Origin of the sequence: Streptomyces odontomachi (assembly GCF_024435355.1) — a bacterium.
GTDB classification, from domain to species: Bacteria; Actinomycetota; Actinomycetes; order Streptomycetales; family Streptomycetaceae; genus Streptomyces; species Streptomyces odontomachi.
The window spans coordinates 220,416-247,219 of the sequence record NZ_JAMJWG010000015.1 but is presented as its reverse complement, the minus strand read 5'-3'; the positions used below and the strand labels follow the sequence as shown (position 1 = coordinate 247,219).

The following is a 26,804-nucleotide window of genomic DNA, read 5'->3' as shown; positions in this document are numbered from 1 at the left end:
GTGGGTGGGCCACCCGGGTCCTCAGGTGGCCGCGGGCACCGCCACGGCCGGAGCGGCCTGCCAGGACGACTGCACCAACGCGCGCTCCGTGGCCGCCAGGTGGGCCACCGCGGCGAGCCAGGCCCAGGCGTAGCGGTCGTTGCCGGAGCCCGCGTCGGTGAGCCGCCCGAAGACGTCACGCTCCCGGCGGTCGGCCTCGGCCGCGAGCGCGGTGGCCAGCTCCGCCGCCGTACGGAAGCCCGCCCGGTGCAGCGACGCGATGTGCTCGCGGGCACCGGCCGCGCGCGCCGACTCCGCCACCGGCCGCCGCCCGCCCGCAACGGCCAGCTCGATCAGGCGCCGGGCCCGCCACAGCGGGGAGTCGGCCAGCAGGTCAGCGACGGCCGTGACCGGTGGCGTCCCCGTTTCGCCCGGCGGGAAGTGCGCGCCCTGGAGCCGGTCGTATCCCAGGTCCGCGTGCCCCGACCAGGCGTCGGGCAGCCGCAGCGTGTTCCCGGCGCCGGGCACCGGGCCGACCGCGAGCGGGTACAGGGTGACGGCGCGGCTCGGGTCGAGCCTGCCGACGGCCCTGATCCGCAGGCCGGGGCGGGCGGCCAACTGCCGCAGGTTGTGGGTGTGGGCGAGTTCCGGATGGGGGTTGGCGGCGGCCAGCCGGATCACCGGGCCGAAGGGCTCGCGGTCCGGGGCGTCGCCCGATGCCGCCGGTGTCTGCCTGGCGAGCAGGTACTCGCCCATGCCACCCACGACCGTCAGATCGCAGCCGACCAGGCCGGAGCCGGTGTCCTCGGACCCCGCGCCCTCCTCCGCGAGCCGCGCGGCCACCGCCTCGGCGAGCGGGCGGCCGAAGAGTTCCGCCAACGGCCCCGTGGTGCCGGACCACGGCAGCCCGGCCACGGCGTTGGCCCGCACTCCCCTGCCGGCGCCGAGACGGCCGTCCGGCGAGACGGTGGCCCCGCTGATCAGCAGGCCGCCTCGGGAGAGCTTGCGATGGTCCATCGCAGCGCCGCTGATCGCGACCGGGGCCGTGGCCGCTCCCCTGGCGCGGGCGAGCCCGCCCGGTTTCACATCGGAGATCGAGAACCAGCGGCCGTCGTCGGACAGCACATGGGTGACCACGCCGCCGTAGCCCGTGGCGCTGATCACCGGCTCGCGGCAGACCCCGTACACCCGCAGGCCGCCGCCGGCCTCGTAGCCGCGGCGGGCGACGCCCACCAGCGCCGGGTCGCCGTCGGACGCCGCGACCAGGCCCGAGACGAGCAGCAGTTCGTGGAGCGCGGCGACCAGGTGGGCGAGGCGGTGGTCGTCGCGGCGGTCACGTGCGGCACGCAGGCCACGCACCACCCGCAGGCAGGCCGCCTCCGCCCGGTACAGGCCGGCCAGCCGGGCAGCGTGCGCCGCGCGGAGCAGTTCGGCCTGGGCCACGGCGCCCGCGGCGGGCACCCCGGCGGCGAGGACGGCAGCGGCGGCCGACCACACGGCGGTGGCGGCGGCCCGCTGGGCGGGGTTCGGCTCGACACGGACGGGCGGTCCGGACTCGGGCCCGGACTCGGATCCGGCCCCGGACTCGGATCCGGACTCGGATCCGGACTCGGATCCGGACTCGGACGTGGTCCTGGCTTCGGACTCGGACGTGGTCCTGGCTTCGGACTCGGACGTGGTGGTGGCTTCGGACTCGGACGTGGTGGTCGCTTCGGCGCCGGATGCGGGCTGCCGCTCGCCGCCCGCCCCGGCGGTCGTCTCCGGCCCTGGGCCCTCGTCCGGCCGCGGGAGTTCATCGGCGTCGGCCACCGGGCAGGCGCTGAGGACGGCCGCCCGGTGCAGGCACCGCGGCGCCAGCAGGCAGCTGCACGTCGCCTCGTCCTCGCCGGTGACCGCACCCGAGGGCCCCGGGGAGAGGGTGACCACGGCGTCGGCGCCACAGGTGACGCGGACGACGCCGTCGCCGTCGGCGCCGGTCTCGGTGGGCGCCGCTGCGTAGCTCTCGACCGCCGCGTCCAGCTTCTTGCGGAGCCGGGACGTGAGCGCCTCCACGGCGGCGGCGACCACGTGCGGCGCCGCGGGCGGCAGATGGGCTGACGTCGTCGATGCCTGCGGTGTGATCGGTGTGCTCAACGGGAGTCTCCTCGCAGGCGTTCGCCCACCCAGCGGGCGAGGGCGAGGGGGCTGAGTGCGGCGACGGGCATCCCGGCCGCGGTGAGCTGCTGGGCGACGGGCACCGAGTAGCGCGGGGCACCGGCGTCGTCCAGCGCCGCACAGCCCAGGAGGTGCACCCCGGACCCGGCCAGCGCGCGTACCTCGCCCAGCAGACCGGCGAGCGGGTAGCCCTCCTCGAAGTCGCTGACCGTCACGACGAGCGTGCGGCTCGGCACCGTCACCAGGCCACGGGCGTGCGCCAGACCCGCGGCGATGTGTGTGCCGCCGCCCACCCGCACTTCCAGCAGCAGGGACAGCGGGTCCTCGACGCGGTCCGTGAGGTCGATCACCTCCGTGGAGAAGGCGAGGAAGTGGGTGGACAGGGTGGGCACCCCGCCCAGGACGGCGGCGGTCAACGCCGACCAGATCACCGACGCTTCCATGGATCCGGAGACGTCGACCACGAGGATCAGCCGCCAGTCGGCCTGCCGTCTGGTGCGGGTGTGGAAGATCGGCCGTTCCGGGACGACGACGGTGCGGCCGTCGTCCAGCCGCTGGGCGTGGGCGAGGTTCTCCCGCAGGGTGCGTGGCAGGTTGAGCCGCCCTCCGGGGCGACGGGTCGGCACGGGGGTGTTGAGGCCCGTCATCGCGGGCCGCAGCTTGGTGGCCAGCTCCTTGGTCAGCTCGTCGACCAGGCGGCGCACGAGCGGTCGCAGCTTGGCCAGCTGCTGTTCGGGCATGCCGCCCGCGAGCGACAGCACCGAGGTGAGCAGCTCGACGGACGGCCGCACCGCGCCCGGGTCCAGCTCGTACAGGACGTCTGTGCGCCCGGCGTCGGCGGCGCGGGCGAGCACCTCCTCCCTGATCTCCGAGCCGAACAGGGCCTGGAGTTCCTCGCCCCACTCGCGCGCGGTGGGGAACGACGCCTCCCGGCCACCGCCGTCGCCGTGGCCACCGGCGAAGTCGGCGGCACCCTCGCCCCTGCCTCTGCCGTAGAGCTCGTCGAGCGCGCTCGCGTAGCGGCGGCAGCCGGAGGGCAGCTGCTGGCTCTCGCGGCCGAGGAGCAGCCGCCAGCGGTCGACCGGGGCGAGCCGCCGGAACCCGGCACGCGACTCGGTCTGCGGCTTCGCGTCCGTCCCGTCCGTCCCGCCTGCCTCGTCCGTCCCGCCTGCCTCGCCTGCCTCGTCCGCCTCGTCCGTCCCCCGTCCTGTCGCGACATCGGCCACCGGATGGCCGTCGACGGTGACCGGTTCCGGAGCCGCGCGCCGGATGGCCTCCAGGGCGGCGAGGCCGGCCGCGTCGGCGGCGGTCCACAGGGCGAGAAGTTCCGGCGGGGCGCTCAGGGTGAGGTCGAGGCGGTCGCCGAGACGTTCGTCGACGGTCGCCAGCAGCCGGTCGCGCCCGGCCGGCGACAATGTGTCGAAGCCACCGCGCAGCGCGGGCAGCCGGTCCAGGAAGTCCTGGTCGGTGAGGTGGTCGATACGGTCCAGGACCGGGTCGAGTATCGCGGGGGTCGCCTGGAGCAGCGGGCCGGCGGCGGACAGCAGCCCGGTGAGCAGGCGGCACAGGCGCAGCCTGGCGTCGGCGTGCGTGGCCGTGTCGATCCAGCCCGCGGCGCGGGCGCCGAGGGTGTCGGGGCCGTCGAGGTCGAGGAGCACCCGGGCCGCCGAGGCCGCGCCCTGGATGAGCGGGGAGCCGGTGCGCACGAGTTGCCCGAGGACGTGGTCCATGCTCAGGCCGAGCCGCTGTTCGGCGGCCCGGGTCGCGAAGGCGACCAGGGCGGCGGCGTCCTGCGGGTCCTCGCTGCCCGCGAGTCCCGGCAGGGCCCGGGTTGCGGCGTCCAGCAACGTCTCCGAGAGCGCGAGGGTGCCCTCGCGGCTCTCCGGCGTGGTGCCGGGCAGGTGCTGCCGGCGCAGCGACTCCAGCAGGTCGAGGGCGTCGAGCAGTTCGGGCAGGGACGCCTCGGCGGGCAGCACGTCGGCGGCTCTGCCGAGCCGGTCGTCGACCAGGTCGGGCAGGTCGCACTCGGCGGCGGCGCGCAGCCCGCCGATGAGCTGCGGGCTGGTGGGGCCGCCCTCCGCGACCTCGCGGCGGAACGTCTCGCGCAGCGTCCCCTCGGCGGCCAGGGCCGGAGTGACCCCCCGCACGCCCGCGAGGTCGAGCAGCGCGGGCACGGACGGGGTCCATGCCATCTGCCAGCGGGTGGTCAGCGCGGCGCCGTCGCCCGTTCCGGCGACCTGCGTCGGTTGCCCGTAGCCGACGCCGCAGATCAGCAGGCGGCGCAGCAGGGTCTCGCGGCGCCGGTCCAGGTCGGAGCGTAGCGGGTCGAGGCGCATCTCGCGGGGGTCGGGGGCGTGCGGATCGGGCATGCGCAATTCGGCCAGCTCGGCCTCCACGGCCGGGCCGAGCCCGGAGCGCGGGGTGCCGGGCGCGGTCCGGCCGCGCACGGTGCCGACCATGACCGTTTCCAGGGCGCGGGCGAGCGCTCGGCCGCGGCCCAGCGGCTCACCCTGGCCGAGGACGGTGCCGACCGCTTCCAGGAGTTCGCCGCGGCCGGGGGCGGGCAGCCCGCGCAGCCGGGCCAGGTCGTTGGCGAGGCGGACCGTCTCGGCGGCCTCCCCGGTGCCCGCGGTGTGCCCGGCGGCCCGCAGCTCCCGGCAGATGTCGGTGACCGACCGGGCGGCGGCCGAGTGGACTCGATCCGGGTCGCCGCCCGCCGTGAACACCGCCTGCTGCCAGCGCGGGTCACGGATGCCCGCCGGGTAGCCGGACCGGGAGTCGAGCAGGTCGAACGTGTACGGCACGAGGGAGGTGACGGGCGGCTCGGAACCGCTGCCCTGGCCCGCCCCGGTCCGTGCGGGCGCGCCGGCGGCCGAGGAGACGCCGGCCCGCGCGGCGGCGTCCGACGCGGCGGCATCCGACGCGGAGCCAGCCGATCCGCCGCCAGCCCCTGCGGGCTCGACCAGCGCGGCCGCGTGGAACGCGCCGATCACCGCGACGACCTGCCTGCCCGCGGCTGCGGCCGCGGCCACGGTGCGGCGCATGTGCGCCTCACGCGCCCGGTCCGTGGCGGGGACGCCGCCGCCGGTCTCGGCGTCGCGGCGCAGGGCCCAGCCCACGCCCAGTGCCGCCCGCCGCACCGCTTCCGGCGGGCAGCCGGGGGCCAGCGCCTCGACGGAGCGGTCCCACATGTCGTCACCCGCACGGCCGGTGCCCGCGGCGGCGAGCGCGTCGCCGAAACGGGGCGCCCGGCGGTGCGGCCCCGCGGTCGCACCGTCCGGGGCTGCACCGTCCGGCCCTGCACCGCCGGGCGCCTCGGGCGGGGACCACCCAGGGTCGGACAGCGGCAGGTCGCAGCAGATCACCTCCGCCCCGTGCGCCCTGGCCCAGCGGATCGCGGCCAGCTCCGGGGAGAAGTCGGCGAACGGGTAGAAGCCGAGCCGTCCGTCGTTGCCCGACCCGGCGAGCGCCACCGGAGCGAGGGTGGCGGGGTCGCCCAGGTGCTCGATCCACGGCTGGAAGTCGGCGGGCAGCTCCACGCACACCGTCTCGGCCCCGGCCGCGTCGAGCAGCGCCGGCACCACGGCGGCCAGTGCGGGGCTGTGATGGCGCACGCCGAGCAGGAAGGGCCGTTGCGCACCGGCGAGGGCGTCCACCACGGCCCGGGGGTCCAGGCCGATGTCGGCCGCGTCCCCCGGTGCTGGCTCCGTCGCCTGGCTGGTCGTCACCGCAGGCTCTCCCGCAGGTCCCACAGCCGCCGCCACATCGCTGAGCCGCTCTCGGCGCGGCGCCGCACCGGGCCGTCCCAGTAGCCGAGCAGCCGCTCGTGGTCGGCGGCGTCGTCCTTGCGGACGGCGCCCAGCAGATGCCCGGGAACGAGGTCGAGAACGTCGCCGCCCGGGAGGTAGGCCGCGGCGACCCCGAGGGAGGCGGCGACGTGGACGGCCTCCGCCGTGGACATCACCGTGCCGGGGCGCTCCACGTCCCAGCCCTCGGCCGAGCGGCCGGAGCGCAGGTCGCGGAAGACGGTGACCAGTGCGTCCAGCACCGCGTCGTCCACGCTGAAGGCCGCGCCGGCCCGCTCCACGGTGGCCGTGGCCTGCCGCTGGACCAGCGCCATCTCGGCGTCGACGTCGGCGATGGGGTGCACCGTCTCGAAGTTGAAGCGCCGCTTGAGGGCGGCGGACATCTCGGAGACACCCCGGTCGCGCAGGTTGGCCGTGGCGATCACGGTGAAGCCGGCGGCGGCGGAGACCGTCGCGTCGTCCCCGCCCGCCAGCTCCGGCACGCTGACGCGCCGGTCGGAGAGGATGGAGACCAGTGCGTCCTGCACCTCGGGCAGGCAGCGGGTGATCTCCTCGATACGGGCGACGCGGCCGGTGCGCATGGCGGTGAGCACGGGTGAGTCGACGAGCGCCTGGCTGGTGGGGCCCTGGGCGAGCAGCAGCGCGTAGTTCCAGCCGTAGCGGAAGGCGTCCTCGGTGGTGCCCGCGGTGCCCTGGACGGTCAGCGCGCTGGTGCCGCAGACGCCGGCGGACAGCAGCTCGGACAGCATCGACTTGGCGGTGCCGGGCTCGCCGACGAGCAGCAGGCCGCGCTCGCCGGCGAGGGTGACCACGCAGCGTTCGACGAGGGCACGCTCACCGACGAACTTCGGTGTGATCGCCAGCTTGGCGGGCAGGTCGGCGCCCGCGGCCTTCGCCCGGGACCTGGGCAGTTCCAGGGTCTCGCCGTCGCTGCCGCACACGAACGTCACCACGGCGCGCGGCGTGAGCACCCAGCCGGGCGGGCGGGCCCCGTCGTCGTGGGCGGCGAGGAAGGCGAGCTCGGTGGCGTGGCGTTCCTCTGCCGGCAGCACCTGCCGGGGAGCCGGCGGTGCCGGTGCCTGCTCAGCGATGGTCATGCGGTGTCTCTCTCTTCTCGATCCGTCGTCAGGATCGTCGTGATCGTCACGGGCCGTCACGGCCCGTCGTGGGCCGTCATGGGCCGTCATGGGCCGTCATGGGCCGTCATGGGCCGTCGTGATCGTCATAGGGGGTGGTGGTGGCCCTGGTGGTGCGCTGCCGGGGGTGCGGCACCGGCGGGACCGGTGCCGCACCACCCGTGGTTCAGCGGCGCCTGCCGCGCCCGCGGCCGGCGCGCACCTTCAGCTCCGCGTAGCGCGGCGGGTCGCCGTCGAGGACGCGCTGCCAGGCCCGCCGGTACAGCGCGGCGGCGGGCTCGAAGGGGACGACCACGCCCAGCGGAGCCGGCTGGCCGGCCGTCAGCCCGAACAGGGGCAGCTTCCACTGCTCGAGCGGCAGCAGCCCCCTCGCCTGGTCCGTCCAGCCGCCCGGCAGGAACAGGGAGCGCCCCGCCCTCGTCCGGGTGGCCTCGACGACGAGGTCGGTGGCGGCCAGTTCGGCGCGGGCGGCCTTGAGGCGTGCCGGCTTCCAGCCGGTCCAGCGGGCGACGCTGCGGTCCACCGGGTCCGGCATGGCCAGCAGCATCAGGTAGACCGCTGCCGCGTCCGCGCCGAGCTGGTGCCGGGCCGCCGCCTCGGCGACCAGGCCGGGCACCGAACGGGACGGGTCCTGCGGCCACCACGAACCGTCCTTGCCGCGCTCCCCGGCGACCGGGTCGCCAGGGTCCCCCAGCAGCTCGGCGAAGCCGGGATCGAGGGCGACACGCAGCGCCACCTCCGCGGGGAACGGCTGCTGGGCCGCCCCGCGCAGCGCGGGCAGGAACGGGTCGGAGCCGGTGGGGTCGAGATGGCGGACGAGCAGCGCGGGGGACGGCTGGTCGTCGTGGGTGGCCATGAGCACGGCGCCGTACCGCTCGAAGCCGTCGCCGGTCTCGGTGGGGGTGCCCGCCGCCTTGCGGAACTCGGGCAGCGACACGTACCGGTTGAGGTCGAGCGCCAGCGTCGGGTTGGCCAGGCGCTCGCGCACCACGGCGAGGGCCGGCGCGAGGGCGGCCCGGATCGGGTCGCCGGCGGGCAGCCGGTGCGCCGTCCAGGCGGCCAGCGCGACGACGCTGACCAGCGTGTCCGCGGTGAAGCCGCGCGTGTCCTCGCCCAGCGGGACCACCCGGTCGCCCCGCACGCCCCAGTTCAGGTCCCGGCTGAGCGGCGCGGACGCCGCGGGCTCCAGCAGGGCGGGCAGCGCGTGGGACGGGTGCCAGCCGATCCGCAGCGTCCGGCTCGCGTCGCCGAGCAGCGCCTCGGGAACGGGAACGCGCCGCCCCACCTTCTCGATCCACAGGGCCGCCGCGGCGTCCACGTCCGGCCCCTCCGTCCAGAGCCGGACCGGGTCGGCCGGCAGCAACGCGCCGACCAGGGCCCTGCGGACCTCGACGGCCAGGTCCCGCAGCTCGCCGCGGGCCACGGCGGCGTCGGCCGCCTTGACCCCGAGGGCGGTGCGTACCTCGGGCGGCAGGAAGTTGCGCTCGTAGCTGTCCACGAACGGCAGCCCGGCCACGACCAGCCGCGCCATGGTGGCTGTCACCCCGGTCAGCTCGGCGAACCGCTCCGCCGCCGCGGGGCGCCAGGGCGCGGGACCGCGCTCGGCGGCCGCGTTCAGGAACGCCTCGCACCAGCCCTCGGCCCGGTCCTCGCCGAGGGGCGCGGCGGTCTGTATCCGGTACGGCTCCGGCACGTCGAACCGGCCGGACGGATCGTGGTGGACCGCGGTGAAACCCCGCCCGCCGTTCTCCCAGTAGGTGTCGATGACGGCGAGGAACGCGGTGTCGTCAGCGCCCTGCGTGGGCCACAGCGCGCACCAGTTGCCGTTGTCGTTGAGGGTGCTGATCTGGGTGTGGTCCAGGTTGAACGTGCAGCGGCGCCACCGCGAGGTGTTCGTCGTCATGCCCAGCGCGTCCAGCTCGCCCAGCAGCTCCGTCAGCGCGGCGCGATGCTCCTCGGAGGTGAGCTGCGAGGCGGCGCGGAACGCGACGGCGGCGCACCCGCCGGCCGCCTTCGACCAGTCCGCCTGCGCCGAAGGCAGCCCGCGGCCTTCGAAGTGGGAGCGCGGAACGCGGCCTTCGGGGCGCAGCGCGGCGGGCTCGCGCACCGCCGCGCCGATCATCCGCAACTGGGCGGCTGCGGTCCGGGATTCGCCCTGCCGCTGGTAGCGGTTGTACTGCCCGCTCAGCCCGTCCAGCGCGTCCTGGAGCAGCACGTCACGGGGCCCGGTCTCCTGCTCGTCCTCGTCCTGCTCGCCGGACAGGGCCCGGCGCAGCCGGACCGCCGTCTGGTCCAGGTGGTCCTGCTCGGTGGCTGTGTAGCGCACGACGCCGGCGATGCCCGCCGCCAGTGCTGCGTCGCCGATCTGCGGCAGCACGTCACGGACGACCGCGATCAGCTCGCGCATCTCGCGTGCGCCGTCCCGGCCGGTCTCCTTGTCGTCCCTGACGGCCGCGGCCCCCTTGAGCAGGGCGGCTGCGGTGTCGCGGTCGGCACGGCGCAGCGCGGTGGAGCCATCCGGGTCGCGAGGGCGCAGGTAGTGCCAGTACTCCGTGGGCGGCAGCAGGGGTGTGCCCGCGCTGAAGTCGCCGGGACCGTCGGACCCCTCGTCGGCGACGGCGGTGATCACCCCGTCGGGGTCGATGATGCTGAGGCTGCGCCAGGAGTGGGCGAGCGCACGGGGCCGGTCGTCGCCGGGGAAGGTCAGTGCGGCGCGGAGGGTGCAGCGGCCGTGTTCGGCGTTGCCGACCGTGACCGTGCGCCCGGACAGGTCCTCCCCGACGGATCTGTCGGGCAGGTGGGTGACACGCCAGCCGACCAGCCCGTTCACCGGGACGCCGAACGGTGACGGCGTGTCGGAGGGGGCGGGCCGCAGCCAGCCGGACACCGCGTCGGCCAGGAAGCTCGGCCCTGCGGGCCGGCCGTGGCTGCCGGTGGCCGGGTCGTACTCGTGCCAGCCGGAGCGGTCAGCGCCGGATTCCGAGGACGTCAGCCACACCCAGTACGAGGTCCCGTCGGTGGCCACCGGCCGCTCCGCGGGCAGGGCGGTGTCGCCGCGGTGCAGGACCCCACCGCCGGTGGTGCGCCCGCCGCCGGGCAGCGCCAGGGAGATCGTGTCGTTGCCCCGGGGCTGCCACACGTTGACGTGGCTGCCCTCCAGCCGCTGCGGCTCGCCGGCCGCGGTGTGCCAGTAACCGTGCAGATCGCCGTAGTAGTTGTACCGCCAGAAGACGAGCAGCTCGCCGTCCACGTAGTGGAAGCCGGGCTGGCCGGACAGCTCCCTGCGGTTGACGCGCAGGTCGTGTTCCAGGGCGACGCCCTCGGGGCCGAGCACGCGGACCCGGGTGTCACCGGCGACGACCAGGTGGGGCCAGGCCTCGGCGGTGGTGACACGCTGGCCGTGGTGGTGGCGTACGGGCGCCAGGTCGGCGACCGCCTGGTCCCACTCGGGCCAGCCCAGCTCGTCGAACAGGCCGCCGCGCAGGGTCCTGGCCAGCTCGGTGGCGAGGTCGGCGGAGGCCGCGGCGGTGACCTCCTGCTCCGCCAGCGCGAGCGCCTCGCCGGGCAGCCAGGTCAGCCTGCTGATCGCGGCGGGCAGCGCCGGCAGCCCGGCCGCCAGGGGCCGCGCGGCGACGTCGCGCACCCACGCCGCCAGCATGGGCCGCCCGCCGGGGGAACCGACCAGGCGGTGGATGGCCCGCTGGCCGTCGCGGTCGTTGCCGAACCGTTCGGCGGCGCCGTGGAACGCGGGCCCGAACCGCTCGTCCTTCGAGACCGCCAGCAGGTCGCGCTGGCCCTCGCCGTCCGCCCAGCGCTCCAGCGGCAGGTACTCGTTCCTGCCGGGGGTGCGGACGGGGACGTCCAGGGCGAGCAGCAGGTCCAGCAGGTCCAGGTCGGAGATGACGTCGAGCTCCTCCCCGGCCTGGGTCAGCTCGGCACGCAGCCGGTCCGCCACCCGCTCCACCAGCGGGTACAGGGCGGGCAGCCGCGCCGCCGAGCCACGCCATCCGAGGAGCCTGGCCCGGTGGAAGCGCCGGAGCCAGCCCGCCGTGCCGTCCGCGGGCCGCAGTTCCGCGGCGATGTCGCCGGAGCCCAGTCCCTCGGTGGCGCCGGACTCCTCCAGGATCTCCAGCCACAGGGCGCACAGATCGCTGTCGTTGGCCTCGGGCATCAGGTCCAGCAGTTTCCCGCGGATCCCCGGTTCCCGGCGGGCCAGCGCCACCAGCGCCGCGCGGTGTGCCTTCCACCAGCCGAGCGCCGCGCTCATCGTCGGCGGCAGCTCCAGCAGCTCGGCGAGGTAGCCCTGCTCCTCCGTGTCGCCGTCGGTCCCCGCGGCCTTGGCCAGCCGGCGCAGGTCGGTCGCCATCTGCGCGGACGGCTGAAGCCCTCCCGCGGTACGGCGCACGCACAGCCTGCGGAACCTGCGCAGCGCCTCGTCCGCAGGGACCCGGCGCGCCAACTCCTTCGCGTATCCCGAAAGCGTCTTCACAGGCAGCGCCCCGGCCAGCGCGAACTCCAGGAAGACCGCGTCGAGGCGCTCCTCGTCGATCGCCAGGCCGTGGGACGCCTCGGCCGCCCGTGCCTTGCCGAACACCTGTGCCGCGTACGTGGCGTTGTCGGCGCCCAGGAAGGCCCGGCCCACCTCCTCGTAGAACGTGGGCAGGAAGTGCGGCACCGCCACGGCCAGCCGGTCGGCGAGTGCCTGGCAGGCGTCCATGGCGTTCTTGGGCTTGGACTTGATCTGGCGGGTGGCCTTCTTCAGCTCGGGCACCATCGCCAGCGCGTGGTGCCCGTCCTTCGGATGGTGCACGAGGACCCACTCGGGGAAGCCCAGGGCCTGGCGCAGCCCGAGCCCGACCTCGGCGGGCTCGCCGTCCGGCTCCAGGCCGAGGAAGCCGGCGGCCAGGTCCTCGGCCATGCCCAGCTCGCCCGCGACCAGCCGCACGACCAGGCGGCCGTCGAGCGCGGGATGGCGGTAGGTGCGGGCGGTGAGGGGAACCGCCCGGTCGCCGCCGTCGGTGCCGGGCGGCAGGACCGCCCCGGCCTTCAGCAGTTCCTCGGCTTCGGTGCCGCCGCCCGTTTCCGTGCTCATGCGTCCTTCCCCTCCTCGACCGTGCGGCCGGCGTACAGCGCCGCGGCCATCCGCATCCCCTCCGACCAGGCGACGGGGCCGACCGCCCGGAGCCGCAGCGCCCGCCCGTCCTGGTCGCGCCAGGTCAGCGAGCCGGTCTCCACCTCGTCGTCCCAGTACGGCTCGCCGATCCACACCGACGCCTCGACCGTGCCCGCGGTGCCCGTCTCCCGGATCTGGCAGGACGCATAGCCACCGGAGACCCGGTAGCCGAGCGAGGTGGCGCGCGCCGCCAGGCCGAAGCGGGACGCGAAGCGGCCCCCGGCGAACTCGTCGACGTCCGTGGCGTTCTTCTTCAGCTCCGCCTCCGCGGGCTTCGCCCACGTGGCCCGGTGGATCTGCTCGACCCGCTGGGTGATGCCGAGTTCGGCGGCGAACTCCCGCAGGTCGTCCAGGTCCGGCAGCAGCACCGGATGCGGCAGAGTCACGGTGTGCGGCGACAGCCTGACCGTCTCCCCGTCGAGGTTGACCACCCGCAACTCGCCCGATTCCGTCGCGTCCCGGAGGAAGCCGACCTCGTCGGGGTCGTCCCCGACGACGGCCATGTCACGCAGCACGGACTGCCAGGCCTCGTCCGGCCACACCCGGGCGAGCAGCCCGGTGGGCACGGGCAACGAGGACACCATCCAGGCGTCCACCTGCGCCAGGCAGGACGCGACGTGCCGGTCCAGCCACTCGGCGAGCCGGCGCAGCCGGTCCACCTCGGGATGCTCGCGCACCTTCTTCGGCAGCGTCTTCAACTGCCGCCCCGCTGAGCGCCCCGCCGTGCTCCTGGCGGCCACCCGCCCCTCCACGAGGGTGACTTCGTACCCGTCACCCGCCGGTAGCCAACCCATCGGCCCCCGCCTCTCGTACCGTTCCTCGATTGGTGGCAACGCGCCGGAATTCAGGAATCCGGCGCAGCCAGGAACCGCCGGGAGGAGATCCGTGTGCGGACACCTGCGCGGCAGTTGCAGGAACGCTAGTGGACGCCACCGACAGTCGGTCTCGCCGGCGTTGGGTTGCCGCTGCGGCACGGGTCCGGTGACGAATCGCGGGGCTTCGACTGGCTCGCGACGCGCGACGAGGTGATGGGGCGGTGCCCTGGACGTGCAGACGCACCTGGACGTGCGGACGCATCCGGTCGCGGCCGGCGACGGGTCGGTGCCGGCGACGGGTCGGTGCCGGCAACGGGGCGGCGCTCTCCGTGGCGGGCGGCGGCGGGCCTCGGCAAGCCTGGCCATCGCGGCGACCGCCGGGCGCCGTCAGGAGCGGGAGGGCAGGACCGCCCCGCTCACCCCACCGTCACCACCAGCGTGTCCCCCTTCTCCAGGGTGATCCGCTCGGCCAGGGTGACCAGCGCCCGGCCCTCCGACACGGTGACCCGGTGCCCGCTCAACGTCACCTCACGGCCCCCGGAGGTGACCCGCCGCACCGTCGCAGCGGCGAGCCGCGCCGCGCTCTCACCGTGCTCCCCGCCGCCGACGGTGATCCCGGTGGCGAACGAGGCCAGCCGTAGCCTGCCGTGCCGGAGCTCCAGCGCGGCGGTGCCGCCGGCTGCGGTCAGCCGCTGCCGGTAGCGGCCCCAGCCCTCCGCGGTGGTGAACGCGGCGGCGAAGTCGTCCGGCGTGAGCCTGGGCGCGAATCCGAGGTGGCCGCGCGGGCCGTGGTAGGCGTAGCCGGTGGCGGCCAGGTAGACGGCGTGGCTCATCATCGCGCGTGCGTAGTGGTCGGAGCACTCGATCTCGTTGTACGGGTTGCGCTTGTCCGCCGCGTAGCGGTCGTGCACGGCGCGGGTCACCGCGAGCGCCTCGTCGACCATGCCCTCGGCCATCAGCTGGGCCGCGAACTGGTACTCGATGCCGGTCCACACCTCGTTGAAGTAGCCGATCGCGAACGCCTCGCCGGTGCCCGGCGCGATGTCGGAGCCGCCGAACGGCCAGGTGCACAGCAGCGCCCCGGCCTCCCCTTCGGTGCTGTAGACGCGCCCGCCGGGGATCCCGGAGACGTCCTTGTAGGACTGGGCGTCCGGCAGGAAGTTGTTGGTGAACATGTTCTTCAGCGCGGTGTGCGCCCTGTCCTCGGGGAAGACCCGGGGCAGCCCGAGCTGGAAGGCGTACGTCTGCCCGTACATCTGGTCAAGGTGGCAGCCGCGGTTGGAGTTGATCGCGTCGGTGTGCGCCGGGTCGAGGTGCTGCTCGAAGTAGCCGTACGTGGCGTTCCAGAGCTGCTCGCCGAGCTGGCTGGTGCCGGCGGCGGCGAGGCCGCGGCAGCGGGCGGCGAAGTCCGCGTCGGCCATGTCGTCGGCCATCAGCGCGGCGGCGTGCAGCGCGGCCACGTACAGGCCGCTGATCCAGGGGATCTCGCCGTACCAGGCGGAGTCCAGGGTGTTGTACTGGCGGCCCTCCAGGATGCCGTCGGCAGCCTGCCCGTTCGCGCCGTCCTCCCCGATGAGGAATTCGGTGGCCTTCTTGACGCGCGGCCAGACGCGGGTGAGGAACGCGTCGTCGGGGGCCATCTGGTGCTCGCGGCAGGCCCGCAGGATGGTGCCGGCCTGCCCGTCGTGCGCGACCTCGCGTGCGTACTCGCCGCGGTAGTCGATGGCGCCGGTGTCCGCGTGGAACGCCAGGCCGAAGTCGACCCGCTCGCGGGTGTCGCGCTCCAGCTCGGGGAAGAGCCGGGCGACGGACTGGGCGTAGTTCCACACGTGGGTGCAGGTGCCGTCGCAGCAGTAGACGCCTTCCCAGGCGTAGAAACGGCCGTCCTGGAAGCGGTGGCAGGTGCTGGTGGCGAGCGTCGACGCCGGGACCAGGGTGCGCTCCAGGAACCAGTGCGGCAGCGTCGAGTCGTCGTACCAGGTGGTCACGAACGTCCGGGTCGCCTCGGAGAGTTCCGCGCCACGCCGACCGAGCAGCGCGGCGACGGCCTGCGCGTCGGCGAACCGGGTCCCGTAGTGCCGCCGCAGCTCGCTCGCACCGTCCAGCAGGCTGAACTTCTCCCGGTTGACGAGGTCGAAGTGCCAGGCCAGGACGTAGCGCACGGTCTGCGCCGCGCCGGGCGCCAGCCGCACGGGGACGGTGACGGTGCCGGCCAGCCGCCGTGCCACCCCGTCGGCGTCCGCGGGCCCGTCGGCCGCGTCGAACCAGTCGTCGGGGGTGTCCCAGGCGGCGATGGAGGGGCGGGCGACGGCGTCCGGGTGGCATGCGGCCAGGGCGAAGGTGCCGTGGTCGGTCAGTTCGTCGACGGGCTTGGCGGCGGGTGGGGTGTCGGTGAAGCGGATGCGGTCGACGTTGATGTGGCCCCAGCCGCCGGTGGCCGTGTCGACGATCTCGATGGTGGCCTGTTTGCCCTGGTAGGGGCCGACGTCCCAGGCACGCTCGGCCAGCGTCTCCGAGTTGCGGCCGGTGAACGACGCGACCGCCGTCCCGTCGACGACGACGTTCACGCAGGCACGCCCGGCCTGCGAGCCACCGCCGACGTTGACCACGACGTAGCGCCGCTCGATGGTGAAGGGGTTGCTGACCAGCTTGCCCTGGTAGTCGTCGGCGGCGCCGCTGTCGCCGTTCGACGCCCGGAAGTCGTGCGAGGTGACGAAGCGGCTGCCGGTGATCTGGAGGGGACCTTCGCGCCGGAAGTAGTCCGGGCACTCGGCCTCGGTGACCGGCCCGGACCCGAAGGCGGTGCCGGAGGCCGTCCAGCCCGCGTAGTCCGTGCGCTCCCAATCCTCGAAAACGATTTCCTCCCGCGGCTGCTCCGGCGGGTCACCGGCGCGTGCGGAATGCTGGATCCCGACGGCACCCTCGGTGTCGAACGCCGCCGCGGACAGCGTGATCGGCTGCGTCATACGGCTGCTCACGCAGACCGGGTTCTCGGCCAGCCCGACCAGCTGGACGTCGACGGTGCGGTCCGAGGTGTTGGTCAGGGTGTACTCGAAGACGGTGGCCGGCAGCGAGGAGTCGTCCGCGGCGGTGGGCACGAACGGCGAGAACGCGTCGAGCCGCACCGACACCGGCAGGTCGGCGTCGCCGTCGGCGAAATCGACGGTGCCGACCGGATACCGCCCCGTGAAGGTGACGTCGGGGAAGCCGTCGCCGTCCAGGCTGCGCGTCCCGCCGCTCCAGCGCAGCGCGAACCCGGTACGGAAGGGCGCGGCGAGCCCGAGCGGGTCGGCGTAGTGCAGCCCCTGCCAGTCGGCGCCCCCGTACGGGAACCCGTCCGGGTTGAACACCTCCCACAACCACGGCCGCCCGTCCCCCGACAGGTAGACCTGCCCTGCGTTCGCCCCGCCGACCGGCATCCCGATGTTCGCCTGCGCGGCGGCCGAACGGTACCGGGTGGCGGCACCCCGGGCGGCGAGCGCGGCCCGCCGCCCCCGGGTCAGCCCCTTCTCCGCGGGGACCGCGACGGCACCCTGCGCCGGAATGCCGAGACTGGCGGCAGCGGCGGCAACGGCGGTGGCGGTGCCGAGCGCGAGGAAGCCCCGCCGGCTCGGCGCCGTCGGGCTCGGCAACGGCAGTGCGGTCGACTGGGGCGTACAGCAGGCGGATCCGCCGCAGCAGTCGGCGGAGTCCCCTTCCATGATGCGGCCGGCCATCAGCGGGGCCCTCTCCGTTGGCGGGGCGGATGGGGTGCGTGTGCGATGCGGGCGGTACGAAATCCCGAATACCCGAGAACCCGTGGCATGAAATCGATTTCTCCAACGGGCCTGACGTGCATTCAACGGCGGAGCGCCGGTGACGTCAAGGGTTCTGGCCGGTGTGCTGGGCCCGTTGGGGTGAGCCCCGCGGACGGGGTGGACCCGACGGACGGGGTGAGCCCGGGGAACGGAACCGCGGGCTCACCTCACGTCGCCGTGCTGGGTCACCAGATGCTGTCGACCCACTCCGGGTGGTCGATGAACGGGTTGCGGTTGTGCTGGTAGTCGTTGTAGATGACGTCGTTGCGGTTCTTCTCGAACGCGTCGGGCGGGTCCTCGTCGCTCCACTTCTTCAGCACGGAGATCTTCCCGATGTTCGGGTTCGTGCCGTTGTCGACGCTGTCGTTGACCTCCAGGTCGGGGAAGCCGTCGCCGCCGTCGTAGCGGACGTCCATGTAGAGGATCATGCGTGCGACGTCGCCCTTGACCGCGTCGCGCGGCTCGAAGCTGTCGGCGTCGGTGTAGTTGCCGGGCGCGCCGTCGACCGCGGAGCCGCCCTCGTCGAAGTCCTTGTTGTTGCGGATGGAGTTGACCTGCACGTCGGCCGGACGCAGGTGGTGCAGGTCGGTGCCCGGTCCGGTGGCCGTGCCGAAGTCGCCGTGGGACTTGGCCCACACGTGCTCGCGGTTCCACTGGCCCACGTTGCCGCCGTGGTCGGACGCGGCGATCGACTTGCCGGTGTAGAGCTCGATGACGTTCGACGAGTTGTTGGGGTCGCGGTCGGTGTCCACGAGGGCGTCCCAGACACCGTCGTAGGTGACGGTGTCCTGGTCGCTGATGATGGTGTGCAGCGCCGACGCCAGCGCGGCGCCGGTCTTGCCCTCGGCGTCGGCGTAGTAGTCGGCCACGACGGAGGCGGGGGTCGTGGACGACGTCGCCGACGTCGCGGGGGCGGCCGGTGCCGCCGGTGCCGCCTGGGGCGGCAGCAGGGCGACGGATGCGCAGGCCGCCACCGCGGCCGCGACCAGTGTCGCCGTGCGGGGTATGGGGAGAGGCGTTCGGGACATGTGGGGGGTCCTCTCGATGATGCCCCGTCCGTTCGGGGCACGGACGAACATTCGATCGTGAGCGACTCTGTCACAGGTCCCCGGTCGCCAACAGATGGCGCAAAACGAACTTCGGTGCGGTGCAGGTGAGATGAGGGGGGTTGGGGCTGCCGGGCGGCACCGGCCGAGTCGCAGCACCCGGACCGCCCTATCCGCGCGTGTCGGTCTGCTCCCCGAGCCATGGCGTCAAGCCCCGCTGCGCAACCTGAAGCACGCCATCAGGCGGCAGTTCATCGGCCCGCTCGATCACGACGAGACTCCAGCCCTTCCGACGGACTGCGCCAAGGGTCACCGCACGCTCACGCAGCAGGTACTGCACGGCGGAGGCCACGTCGGTGACCGGCGGACTCACCTCGTATCCGGCGAGTTTCCCGACGTACCAGTCCAGCCACTGCTCGCCTTCCCGCGTGGCGGCTCTGGACAACGCGGACCCGGCGTTCCCGTCGAGGAAGACCATGACCAGTTGAACCCGGGCGAGTACCTCGGTGAGGTCGGCCATGAAGGCGTCGATCGTCTCCTCACCGTGCCCCATGGCCAGCAACGTCGGCACGTACGGCATCAGCGCGTCCGCGACCACCACGTCATCGCCGCTCGCGGCGACCGCGTCGACGAACCGCGCGGTGGCCGCGAGCAACGTCGGCAGCCGCACCGTTCCGTCCGCCGTGAACTCCGCGGCCACCGCGGCGAACTGCGGTCGGGTCAGGATCTCTTCTTCGCGGAAGTGATCGACGCGCAGTCCGGCACCGGCCAGCCATCGGGACAGCCCGTCACACAGCGTCGACTTGCCGACGCCCGGCGATGCTCCCCACACCGTGATCAGAACCGTCACGATGCGGAGCCTAGGGCCTGTTGGGGGCGTCGGAGGCGTCGGGGATGGTGGGCGGGGCGGCGGTTTGGCTCATGCCCGCCAATCTGGCGGGGCGTCAGGGTGACCTGCCAGAACGTCGCCTTGTACGGGGTGGCGAGTACAGGCGCGGCCCGGTGGTCCTGCGTGCCGGCGTGGGAGATCGGCTAGGCTCGTCGGTCATGACTACCGGGACGGCATTGCGCCACACACGGATTGGTGACCCGGTGCTCCTCTGAGCGCCACGCGGGCCGAAGGGGGCCCTCTGCTCGGTCACGAGGCTTGCACTGCTACGCGAGGTCCACCCACCTTCGTCGTGTTGATCACACGTTCGACCAATCAACTACGACCGGAGGATTCAGTGCCCGTCAAGACTCAGCAGATTCGCACCGCGGACGGCACGGCCGACGCGTTCACCGCCTTCCCCAGCCACGGCGAGCGCCACCCCGGAGTGCTGATGTACCCCGACGGCTTCGGCATCCGGCCCGTGCTGCACGCCATAGCCGGCGAACTAGCCGGGCACGGGTACTACGTACTCGTCCCGAACGTCTTCTACCGGCACGGCCCGTCGCCGGTGATCGATCTTCCCGAGCACATCGGAGAAGACATCCGACCCCAGCTCATGGACCAGCTGATGCCGTTGATCCAGGCGCACACCAGCGAACGTGTCCTGCAAGACGCCAACGCTTATCTCGGCTTCCTCACCAGCCAGCCTGAGGTAGCCCCCGGGCCCGTCGCGGTGACCGGTTACTGCATCGGCGGCCTCTACGCGGTACACACCGCAGCAGCCCATCCCGAGCAGGTTGCCGCCGTCGCAGCGTTCCACGGTCCCGTGGCCGCCGCAGGGCGCGATCTGCTCTCCGCGCTCACGGCCAGGGTCCACTTCGGCCACGCCGAAGGTGACCTGACGCCGGATACGCTCGGCGAGCTCAACCAGGTCCTGGACGCCGCAGGTGTCACGTACACCTCCGAGATCTATCCCCACACCGTCCACGGCTTCACCATGTCCGACACCGCGGCATTCAGCCCCTCTGGGCTTCAGCGTCATTGGGACCGTCTGCTGCTCCTCCTGGATCGGACACTGGCCGGCAACTGACACGCAGGACGACTGAACGGGGCTCTGACGCTGCCCGCGGCTCCGCCCTCATTGGCTGATGACGGCGACCACTCCCCTGCCGCACTCGGCCGCGTCGCCCAACCACGCGCGCTGCTGCCGCAACACCGCCTCGAACGCGCCGAAGCACGGCACGTACCGTTCCTCGTCCAGCTCCGGCAGCGTCTCCCGCCGGTCGAGTTCCCGCAGTTCGTCCCACGGCACCGCCTCGAACCGCTCCACAGCCCTCCGCACCGACGCCGGGCGCAACGCGTACAACACGCTGGAGTCGCGCCCCGTCGCACCGTCCGCTGCCAGGTCGTCGCAGTCGCGCGGATCCTCGGCGTAGAGGGTGCGGACGAAGGTCTCCAGCGGTTCACGCAGGTGGGGCGGCAGACTCGCGCGCAGCTTGTCGAAGTACCACTCGACGGCGACGAATCCGAAGCCGCCGAAGATGTGGTGCTCCCGGGCGTACGGCAGCAGCTCCGGCTCCGCGTCCAGGTCGAACGATGTGCCCGCGGCCTGCGCTGCAAGGAATCTGTCGTTCTGCCGTGCGTTCGCGTCCCAGTAGAACTCGAAGTCCCCGGCCGTCCGGAACGCGTCGACCATCGGCTCCCAGTCGGTGATCAGAGCGAAGACGTCCGTGCCCATGGCCGAAATGCCCTCCCCGTACCGTCCTCGTTCCGTAACCCCATTCGGTCACCGGCTGTTTGCGTTCGTGACAGTTTGTCAGACCAGAGGGGCGTTGGAGTATGACCAAGGCTTCGGACCCGGAACCGACGGACAGCATGTGCATGTTCGGCGCGATGGTCCAGGGACTACGGGAGCAGGCGGGCCTCAGCCGCGAGGAGTTCGGCCGGCTCGTACGGTTCTCCAAACACACGGTTGCGTCCGTGGAACTGGGGCGCCGGATGCCGGACATGGAGTTCGCGACGGCGGCCGGGGAGGCCCTGGGACAACCGGAACTCGTGCAGCGGGTGTTCGAGAAGGTGTCGCGCAAGCGTCCGGGGTTGGCGATGTGGTTCCAACGGTGGGCGGATCTGGAGACGGAGGCGATCTGTCTCTACACGTACGAGTGTCGGGTGGTGCCAGGGCTTCTTCAAACGGACGCGTACGCGTGCACCCTGTTCGAGCATCGGCTACCGCCATTGAGCGACGAAGGGATTCAGACCAAGCTCGAGGCTCGCAAAGAACGCCAGAAGCTCCTGCTGGAGCGCCCACACACGTCGTTCAGCTTCGTCCTCGACGAGCACTTGCTGTTACGGCAGACGGGCGGGCCGGAGGTGACAAGGGAACTGCTGGAGCACCTTCTCGATCTCTCAGCCCGGCGGAATGTCGAGATCCAGGTGCTTCCGATGAGCATGGGTGTGCATCCTGGGGTCAACGGGCCGATCAGGCTGCTGGAAACGCCAGAGAACCAGTGGTTCGCTTACGCGGAGGGGCAGCGCACGGGCGAGTTAGTCACAGACCCCGAGGCGATCAGCGTGCTCCAGATGCGCTACGCCAGGCTGCGCGCGCAGGCTCTCGACAGCATAGAGTCCGCAGAGTTGCTCAAACGACTGCGAGGATCTCTATGAACTTCTCCGAACTGGCCTGGTTCAAGAGCAGTTACAGCGGCCAAGATGGCGACGACTGCGTTGAAATCGCCACCTGCCCCCAGATAGTCCATGTCCGGGACTCCAAGGACAAGCAGGGGCCCCGGATCGACCTCTCCCCCGCGGCCTGGACGGCGTTCCTGCCGTACGCCTCGCGGGGCTGAACGCTGTAGGTGTCCGGGCGCCCCCGGTGGGCCAATTCAGGTCCGCTGCGGGGCGCTCAGCGTTGAAGTTGATCCAAGGGGTTCTCAGCCCCGTGCGTCCACGGATGCGTCGGCCCGAGTAGCCTGATTCGGCCTTTCACAAGTTCCTCTGCCCTGCCGGATCGCTTTCCGACCACGGGCCGGGCAGCTACCAACCCGATTTCCCCTCCGGGAATTATTTCCGCTCCGGGAATCCACCCCGACTCCGTGAAGAGGCTCCAAGGACGGCAAGACGGCGGAACCGCCAGCCCCTCCGGGCGCGTTACTGCGGGAGGAGGGTCGGGACCGTCGCGGAAGGGCGCAGGGGGAGTCTTGGATTGGCAGGGTGAGGAGACTCCTCCGGTGATCGGGGGGTACCGCATCGAGCGTCGTATCGGTGCGGGTGGCATGGGAGTCGTCCACCTGGCCGTGTCGCCGTCCGGACGACGGGTCGCCCTCAAGATCATTCGCGGGGAGTTCGTCGACGACCCCGACCGTCGCGCCCGTTTCCGACTGGAGATCGACGCCGCGCGGCAGGTGAGCGGGGCGTTCACCGCGTCGGTCGTGGATGCCGATCCCGATGCGGACCCGCCGTGGATGGCCACGCAGTACTTCGCCGCCCCGACCCTTGCGGAGCGGGTGCGCGACGCGGGCGCCTTCGAGGAGGACGCCGTCTGGACGCTCGGGCGGGGGCTCGCCGAGGCGCTGCGCGACATCCACCGGGCCGGTCTGGTGCACCGTGACCTGAAACCGAGCAACGTGCTGCTGACCGACGACGGCCCCCGGGTCATCGACTTCGGCATCGCCCGGATGCTGGCCGCGGAACCGCTCACCCGGACCGGCAACATCCTCGGCACGGTGTCCTTCATGGCGCCGGAGCAGTTGAGCACACCGCGCGAGGTGGGGCCGGCGGCCGACGTGTTCGCGCTGGGCGGGGTCCTCGCCCATGCGGCGACGGGCCGGGGACCGTTCGACTCGGACACCGGCACCCCACCCGTCACGGTCGCGATGAAGATCGTCCACGACGATCCGGATCTCAGCGCCGTACCCCCGGGCCTGCGTTCCGTCATCGGGAAGTGCCTGCTCAAGGATCCCGCCGGCCGGCCATCCCCGGCCGAACTGCTTGCCCTGCTCCAGGGGGAGGAAAGGGGGGAAAGGGGGGAAGCGTACGGGGCAGCCGCCGGGCCGGCGCCCGAAGCTGCGCCGCGGCCCGCGCCGAAGAAGCCGGCCTTGCGACGCAGCTCGGCATACGCGCTGGCCATTGCCGCTTCGTCGGCGGTCCTGGCCGGCGTTCTGGTGGGGGCCCTGCTTCATGACGGCGGCGGCGGGAACGACGACGCGCACGCCGGCGGTACCGGCTCCTCGCCGTCTTCCGGGGCCGGGACCGACGCCGCCAGCAGCTCCAAGGACTCGTGCGGCAAGGGCATCACCACAGGCGGCTCCAAGGACGTGACCGGCAAGAAGATCACCATCGGTGTCACCCTCGACAGGCCCGGCCTGGCCATGAAGCAGCCCGACGGCGACTACCTGGGGCTCGACGTGGACGTGGCGACGTACGTCGCCGGCAAGCTCGGGTACGCACGCGACGAGATCGTCTGGAAGGAGGTCTCCGCGTGCCACCGATTGGAGGCGCTTCAGACCGACACCGTGGACCTCGTCGCCGGGTTGACGCAGACCGCCGCACGGTCGGCGCAGATCGCCTTCTCCAGCCCGTATCTCACCGGTCACCAGGACCTGCTGCTGCCGGCGGACGGCCCCGACGTCCACAAGGGGACGGACCTGAGCGGGAAGAAGGTCTGCGCGGTGGGGGGCTCCTCGGCCGCTGCGGGCTTCCGGCGGACGTTCGGGCCGAAGGCGACGCTGCACACGGACACCAGTGTCGAACGCTGTGTCCACAACCTGACCGAACACTCCGTGAACGCCGTCACGGCCGACGACACGGCCCTCGCCTACACCGCCCTCCTGGAGCCCAGCACGTTCAAACTGGCCGGTCTCCGACTCACCAACGAGCCCTACGCCATCGGCATACGCAAGGGCGATCCCGTCAAGGACAAGGTCGACGTGGCGCTGAAGCAGATGGTGGCGGACGGGACCATGTCCGCGACGCTGCACAGGTATCTGCCCCTGCTGGCCTGACAGCCGGTCCAGGAAGCGGGTCAACCAGACTCCCCACGGGCTCTTTGCGTGGCAACCGCACGGCTCCTCGCGCGGCAACGCGATAAAGCCCTGGATAGGCGCCGGTGCGTCTAATGTTCTGTCCCTATCGACAACCCCTGGGGGTCGGATGCGCAGCGAGGGTACGGCCGGCAGCGGTCCGGACGACAGGCCGGAGGGCGGGCCGGACAGCGGGCCGGACGGACCGGGCAACAGACCGGCCGACGAGCCGGGCAACAGGCCGGCCGACGGACCGGCCGACGGACCGGACACGGTGATCGCGGGCCGTTACCGGTTACTGCGCCAGCTCGGGCGTGGTGGGATGGGCGTGGTCTGGGAGGCCCTCGACACGACCCTGGACCGGAAGGTGGCCGTCAAGGGGCTGCTGTACCCGGGCTCCGCGGGGCCCGACGACCAGGCGAAGTGGGTGAGCCGGGCGCGCCGTGAGGCGCAGGCCATCGCCAGGATCGGGCATCAGAACGTGGTCGCCGTGCACGATGTGATCGAGGACGGCAACCAGGTCTGGATCGTCATGGAGCTGCTCGACTCCCGCTCCCTGGCCGACCTGCTGCGCGAGCAGCAGCAGCTGTCCGTCCCGCACGCGGCGCGGATCGGCCTCCAGGTGCTGCGCGGGCTGGCCGCCGTGCACGAGGCCGGCGTGCTGCACCGCGATGTGAAGCCCCACAACGTGCTGTTCCGCCCCAACGGGCGTGCGCTCCTGATGGATTTCGGGATCGCCACCTTCGAGGGCGCCTCGCAGGTCACCCGGTCCCACGAGATCATCGGAACGCCGCAGTACCTGGCGCCGGAACTGCTCAGCCACACACCGGAGAACCCGGTCCCGGCGTCCGCGGCGTCGGACCTGTGGGCGCTCGGCGTCACGCTGTACGAGATGGTGGAGGGCCGGCGCCCCTTCGACGGGGCCTCCAGCTTCGAGGTCCTCATCGCCGTACGGGAGGCGCCGATGCCTCCCATGAAGTACGCCGGGCCGCTCGGCGGGCTGATCGAGGCGCTGCTCCGGAAGGACCCCGGCCGGCGTCCGGACGCCGCCGAGGCGGCGCGGATGCTGCGGGCCGTCACCGAGGGGGTCGCGGCTCGGGACACCCCTGGCGTGCAGCCGGCCGGGGCCGCCCCTCCGAAGCCGGCCGAGTCGGCCGGCGCCGCCCGGGGCGGGCCGGTGTCCGGCGGGGTCAGGTCCGAGGGGGCGGGTCGGCGCCGGGGCCGGTGGAAGGTGACGGCGACCGTCGCCTGTGCCGCGCTGCTCGCGAGTGCGGCGTGGTTCACCTGGGTGAAGCTGGCGGGCACCTCCGAAGCCGCCGGCTCGGACAAGGGTGCGGCGACCGGCGGGCCCAGGTTCAGTGACACGCATGACGAGCTGCGGGTCGGCGTCAAGGACGACCAGCCCGGGTTGAGCGTGCGGACCGGCGACACCTATCGGGGTTTCGAGGTCGACCTCGCCTATGCCATCGCCGACGAACTGGACTTCAGCCGCAAGCAGGTCAAGTTCGTCCCCGTCACCTCCGACAACCGCGATGACTACCTGCGGCAGGGCAAGGTCGATCTCGTACTGGCCACGTACAGCATGAGCAAAGAGCGCGAGAAGACGGACGGGGTGAAGTTCGCCGGCTCCTACTACGAGGCTCTCAAGGGCCTGCTGGTGCGGAAGAACCGGCGGTACAACGACCTCAGCGACCTCCAGAACGACGACAGCACGACGGTGTGCACCGCGAGGAATTCCGCCTACGTGTCGTGGCTCGAGGACGAGGGGCTGGGCGACCGGACGGAGGTCAGGGACGGCTACGAGAAGTGCGTGTCGGCGCTGCTGGACCCGAAGTCCCACGTCTACGCGGTGGCCACCGACGATGTCATCGTCGCCGGACTCGCCCACAAGTACGCCGACAAGACCAAGGCGCTGTCCAGCCTCGGCGGCTCGGAGAACTACGGCGTGGCGATGGACCCCGAGGAGCGGGGGCTGCACCGGGAGGTGTGCACGGCGCTGGCGGCCGTCATGAAGTCCCCGGGACGGACCTCGCAGTGGGCCGAGATCTACGACCGCCACCTGAAGCCGATCACGGGACAGTCGGCGCCCAGGGTGCCGGAACTCACGTCGTCGTGCTGAGGTCCCGGCAGCGGGGCGCGCCGAGGAGTGGTCGGCCGCGGCCCGGTCCACGGGCGGAAAATCGTACGAGCGTGCCGCGTGCCGTGAGGTATGTTCCCTGCTGTTCGAAGGGGGACCGAAGTGGCGAAGCTCAATCAGATCATCGCGGTGGAAAAGGGCGTCAAGAGCAAGTCGTTCCAGGACATCACCGCGGCGCACCACAAGGTGCAGAAGCCCGCGCTGCTGGCCGGCATCGCGCGGACGTACCAGCCGAAGGACGAGGAGGGCGAGCAGCTGCCGCCCGAGTCCACGCGGGTACAGATCCAGGCCGAGGACGTGCTGCGCGAGATGTCCACGTCGCTGACCCGGCTGTTCGACGTGACCGCCACCAAGGACTGGGCCAACTGCACGGCCCGTGCGGACGTCACCGTCGACGGACGGACGATCGTCGCCGACGTCCCCGTCAGCTATCTGCTCTTCCTGGAGAAGCAGCTCACTGACCTGCACACCTTCGTGAAGAAGCTCCCCGTGCTCGACGCCGCCGAGTCCTGGTCCCTCGACCCGTCCACGGACTGGTGGAAGACGGACCCGGTGCGCACGATCCGCACGAAGAAGGTCCCGCGCAACCACGTCAAGGCCGAGGCGACCGAGAAGCACCCGGCCCAGGTCGAGGTGTACTACGAGGACGTGCCCATCGGCTACTGGACGACGGTGAAGTTCTCCGGCGCGCTCCCCGCGCGGCGGGTGAACGAGCTGCTGGAGCGGGTCGAGAAGCTCCAGCAGGCGGTGAAGTTCGCCCGCGAGGAGGCCAACGGCGCCGAGGTCACCGACCAGCGCGTCGGCGACGCGGTGTTCGGCTACCTGTTCGGCTGACGGGGCCCACGGGTAGCATCCATGATCGCCCCCGCCTG

The 26,804-nt window shown here is 72.9% G+C and carries 15 protein-coding genes; 6 read left to right on the top strand and 9 right to left on the bottom strand.

Features of this window, described 5'->3' with window-relative positions; translation table 11 throughout:
• Positions 1-21: 21 nt before the first annotated feature.
• From NQO67_RS28395 to NQO67_RS28360, 8 genes are all read right to left on the bottom strand, one after another.
• Positions 22-2,112, bottom strand: a complete 2,091-nt coding sequence (locus NQO67_RS28395) for an SWIM zinc finger family protein (protein ID WP_255953132.1) — start codon at positions 2,110-2,112, stop codon at positions 22-24.
• Positions 2,109-5,861, bottom strand: a complete 3,753-nt coding sequence (locus NQO67_RS28390; protein WP_255953131.1) for a vWA domain-containing protein — start codon at positions 5,859-5,861, stop codon at positions 2,109-2,111. The genes NQO67_RS28395 and NQO67_RS28390 overlap by 4 nt, the downstream gene beginning before the upstream one ends.
• On the bottom strand, positions 5,858-7,036 hold the full coding sequence (locus NQO67_RS28385) for an ATP-binding protein (RefSeq protein WP_255953130.1): 1,179 nt from the start codon (positions 7,034-7,036) through the stop codon (positions 5,858-5,860). Before NQO67_RS28385 ends, NQO67_RS28390 begins: the two co-directional genes overlap by 4 nt.
• A 205-nt stretch (positions 7,037-7,241) precedes the next feature.
• Complete coding sequence (locus NQO67_RS28380; RefSeq protein ID WP_255953129.1) at positions 7,242-12,167, bottom strand: DNA-binding protein; 4,926 nt, start codon at positions 12,165-12,167, stop codon at positions 7,242-7,244.
• Positions 12,164-13,042, bottom strand: coding sequence for a DUF4132 domain-containing protein (locus tag NQO67_RS28375; RefSeq protein WP_255953128.1), 879 nt, complete (start codon positions 13,040-13,042; stop codon positions 12,164-12,166). Before NQO67_RS28375 ends, NQO67_RS28380 begins: the two co-directional genes overlap by 4 nt.
• 437 nt (positions 13,043-13,479) lie before the next feature.
• On the bottom strand, positions 13,480-16,779 hold the full coding sequence (locus tag NQO67_RS28370; RefSeq protein ID WP_255953127.1) for a GH116 family glycosyl hydrolase: 3,300 nt from the start codon (positions 16,777-16,779) through the stop codon (positions 13,480-13,482).
• 266 nt (positions 16,780-17,045) lie between these two features.
• Positions 17,046-17,888, bottom strand: a complete 843-nt coding sequence (locus NQO67_RS28365) for an endonuclease I family protein (protein WP_255953126.1) — start codon at positions 17,886-17,888, stop codon at positions 17,046-17,048.
• Between the two features lie 187 nt (positions 17,889-18,075).
• Positions 18,076-18,756, bottom strand: coding sequence for a nucleoside-triphosphatase (locus tag NQO67_RS28360; RefSeq protein WP_255953125.1), 681 nt, complete (start codon positions 18,754-18,756; stop codon positions 18,076-18,078).
• Positions 18,757-19,132: 376 nt separating this feature from the next.
• Here NQO67_RS28360 and NQO67_RS28355 point away from each other — a divergent pair, with 376 nt between their 5' ends.
• Positions 19,133-19,867 carry a dienelactone hydrolase family protein gene (locus tag NQO67_RS28355; RefSeq protein ID WP_255953124.1) on the top strand — a complete coding sequence of 245 codons (735 nt, stop codon included), beginning with the start codon at positions 19,133-19,135 and terminating at the stop codon, positions 19,865-19,867.
• A 48-nt stretch (positions 19,868-19,915) separates the two neighbouring features.
• On the opposite strand, the gene NQO67_RS28350 is transcribed toward NQO67_RS28355, so the two are convergent.
• Positions 19,916-20,515 carry a hypothetical protein gene (locus NQO67_RS28350; protein ID WP_255953123.1) on the bottom strand — a complete coding sequence of 200 codons (600 nt, stop codon included), beginning with the start codon at positions 20,513-20,515 and terminating at the stop codon, positions 19,916-19,918.
• Positions 20,516-20,616: 101 nt separating this feature from the next.
• On the opposite strand from NQO67_RS28350, the gene NQO67_RS28345 reads away from it, so the two are divergent.
• The 5 genes from NQO67_RS28345 to NQO67_RS28325 all read left to right on the top strand — a co-directional run bounded on the left by NQO67_RS28345 (position 20,617) and on the right by NQO67_RS28325 (position 26,766).
• Entirely contained in the window at positions 20,617-21,441 is an 825-nt protein-coding gene (locus NQO67_RS28345; RefSeq protein ID WP_255953122.1) for a helix-turn-helix domain-containing protein, read from the top strand.
• On the top strand, positions 21,438-21,623 hold the full coding sequence (locus tag NQO67_RS28340) for a DUF397 domain-containing protein (RefSeq protein ID WP_255953121.1): 186 nt from the start codon (positions 21,438-21,440) through the stop codon (positions 21,621-21,623). The genes NQO67_RS28345 and NQO67_RS28340 overlap by 4 nt, the downstream gene beginning before the upstream one ends.
• A gap of 381 nt (positions 21,624-22,004) precedes the next feature.
• Complete coding sequence (locus tag NQO67_RS28335) at positions 22,005-23,777, top strand: serine/threonine-protein kinase (protein ID WP_255953120.1); 1,773 nt, start codon at positions 22,005-22,007, stop codon at positions 23,775-23,777.
• A 148-nt stretch (positions 23,778-23,925) separates the two neighbouring features.
• The gene (locus tag NQO67_RS28330) at positions 23,926-25,914 is read left to right on the top strand and encodes a serine/threonine-protein kinase (protein ID WP_255953119.1); all 1,989 of its coding nucleotides are present in this window, start codon (positions 23,926-23,928) and stop codon (positions 25,912-25,914) included.
• A gap of 120 nt (positions 25,915-26,034) precedes the next feature.
• Positions 26,035-26,766, top strand: a complete 732-nt coding sequence (locus NQO67_RS28325; RefSeq protein ID WP_255953118.1) for a DUF7873 family protein — start codon at positions 26,035-26,037, stop codon at positions 26,764-26,766.
• Positions 26,767-26,804: the final 38 nt, after the last annotated feature.

Coding starts and splice junctions, on each gene's coding strand:
- NQO67_RS28385 (WP_255953130.1), bottom strand. CDS start 7,036: ATGACCATCGCTGAGCAGGCACCGGCACCGCCGGCTCCCCGGCAGGTG.
- NQO67_RS28380 (WP_255953129.1), bottom strand. CDS start 12,167: ATGAGCACGGAAACGGGCGGCGGCACCGAAGCCGAGGAACTGCTGAAG.
- NQO67_RS28375 (WP_255953128.1), bottom strand. CDS start 13,042: ATGGGTTGGCTACCGGCGGGTGACGGGTACGAAGTCACCCTCGTGGAG.
- NQO67_RS28370 (WP_255953127.1), bottom strand. CDS start 16,779: ATGGCCGGCCGCATCATGGAAGGGGACTCCGCCGACTGCTGCGGCGGA.
- NQO67_RS28365 (WP_255953126.1), bottom strand. CDS start 17,888: ATGTCCCGAACGCCTCTCCCCATACCCCGCACGGCGACACTGGTCGCG.
- NQO67_RS28350 (WP_255953123.1), bottom strand. CDS start 20,515: ATGGGCACGGACGTCTTCGCTCTGATCACCGACTGGGAGCCGATGGTC.
- NQO67_RS28345 (WP_255953122.1), top strand. CDS start 20,617: ATGACCAAGGCTTCGGACCCGGAACCGACGGACAGCATGTGCATGTTC.
- NQO67_RS28340 (WP_255953121.1), top strand. CDS start 21,438: ATGAACTTCTCCGAACTGGCCTGGTTCAAGAGCAGTTACAGCGGCCAA.
- NQO67_RS28330 (WP_255953119.1), top strand. CDS start 23,926: ATGCGCAGCGAGGGTACGGCCGGCAGCGGTCCGGACGACAGGCCGGAG.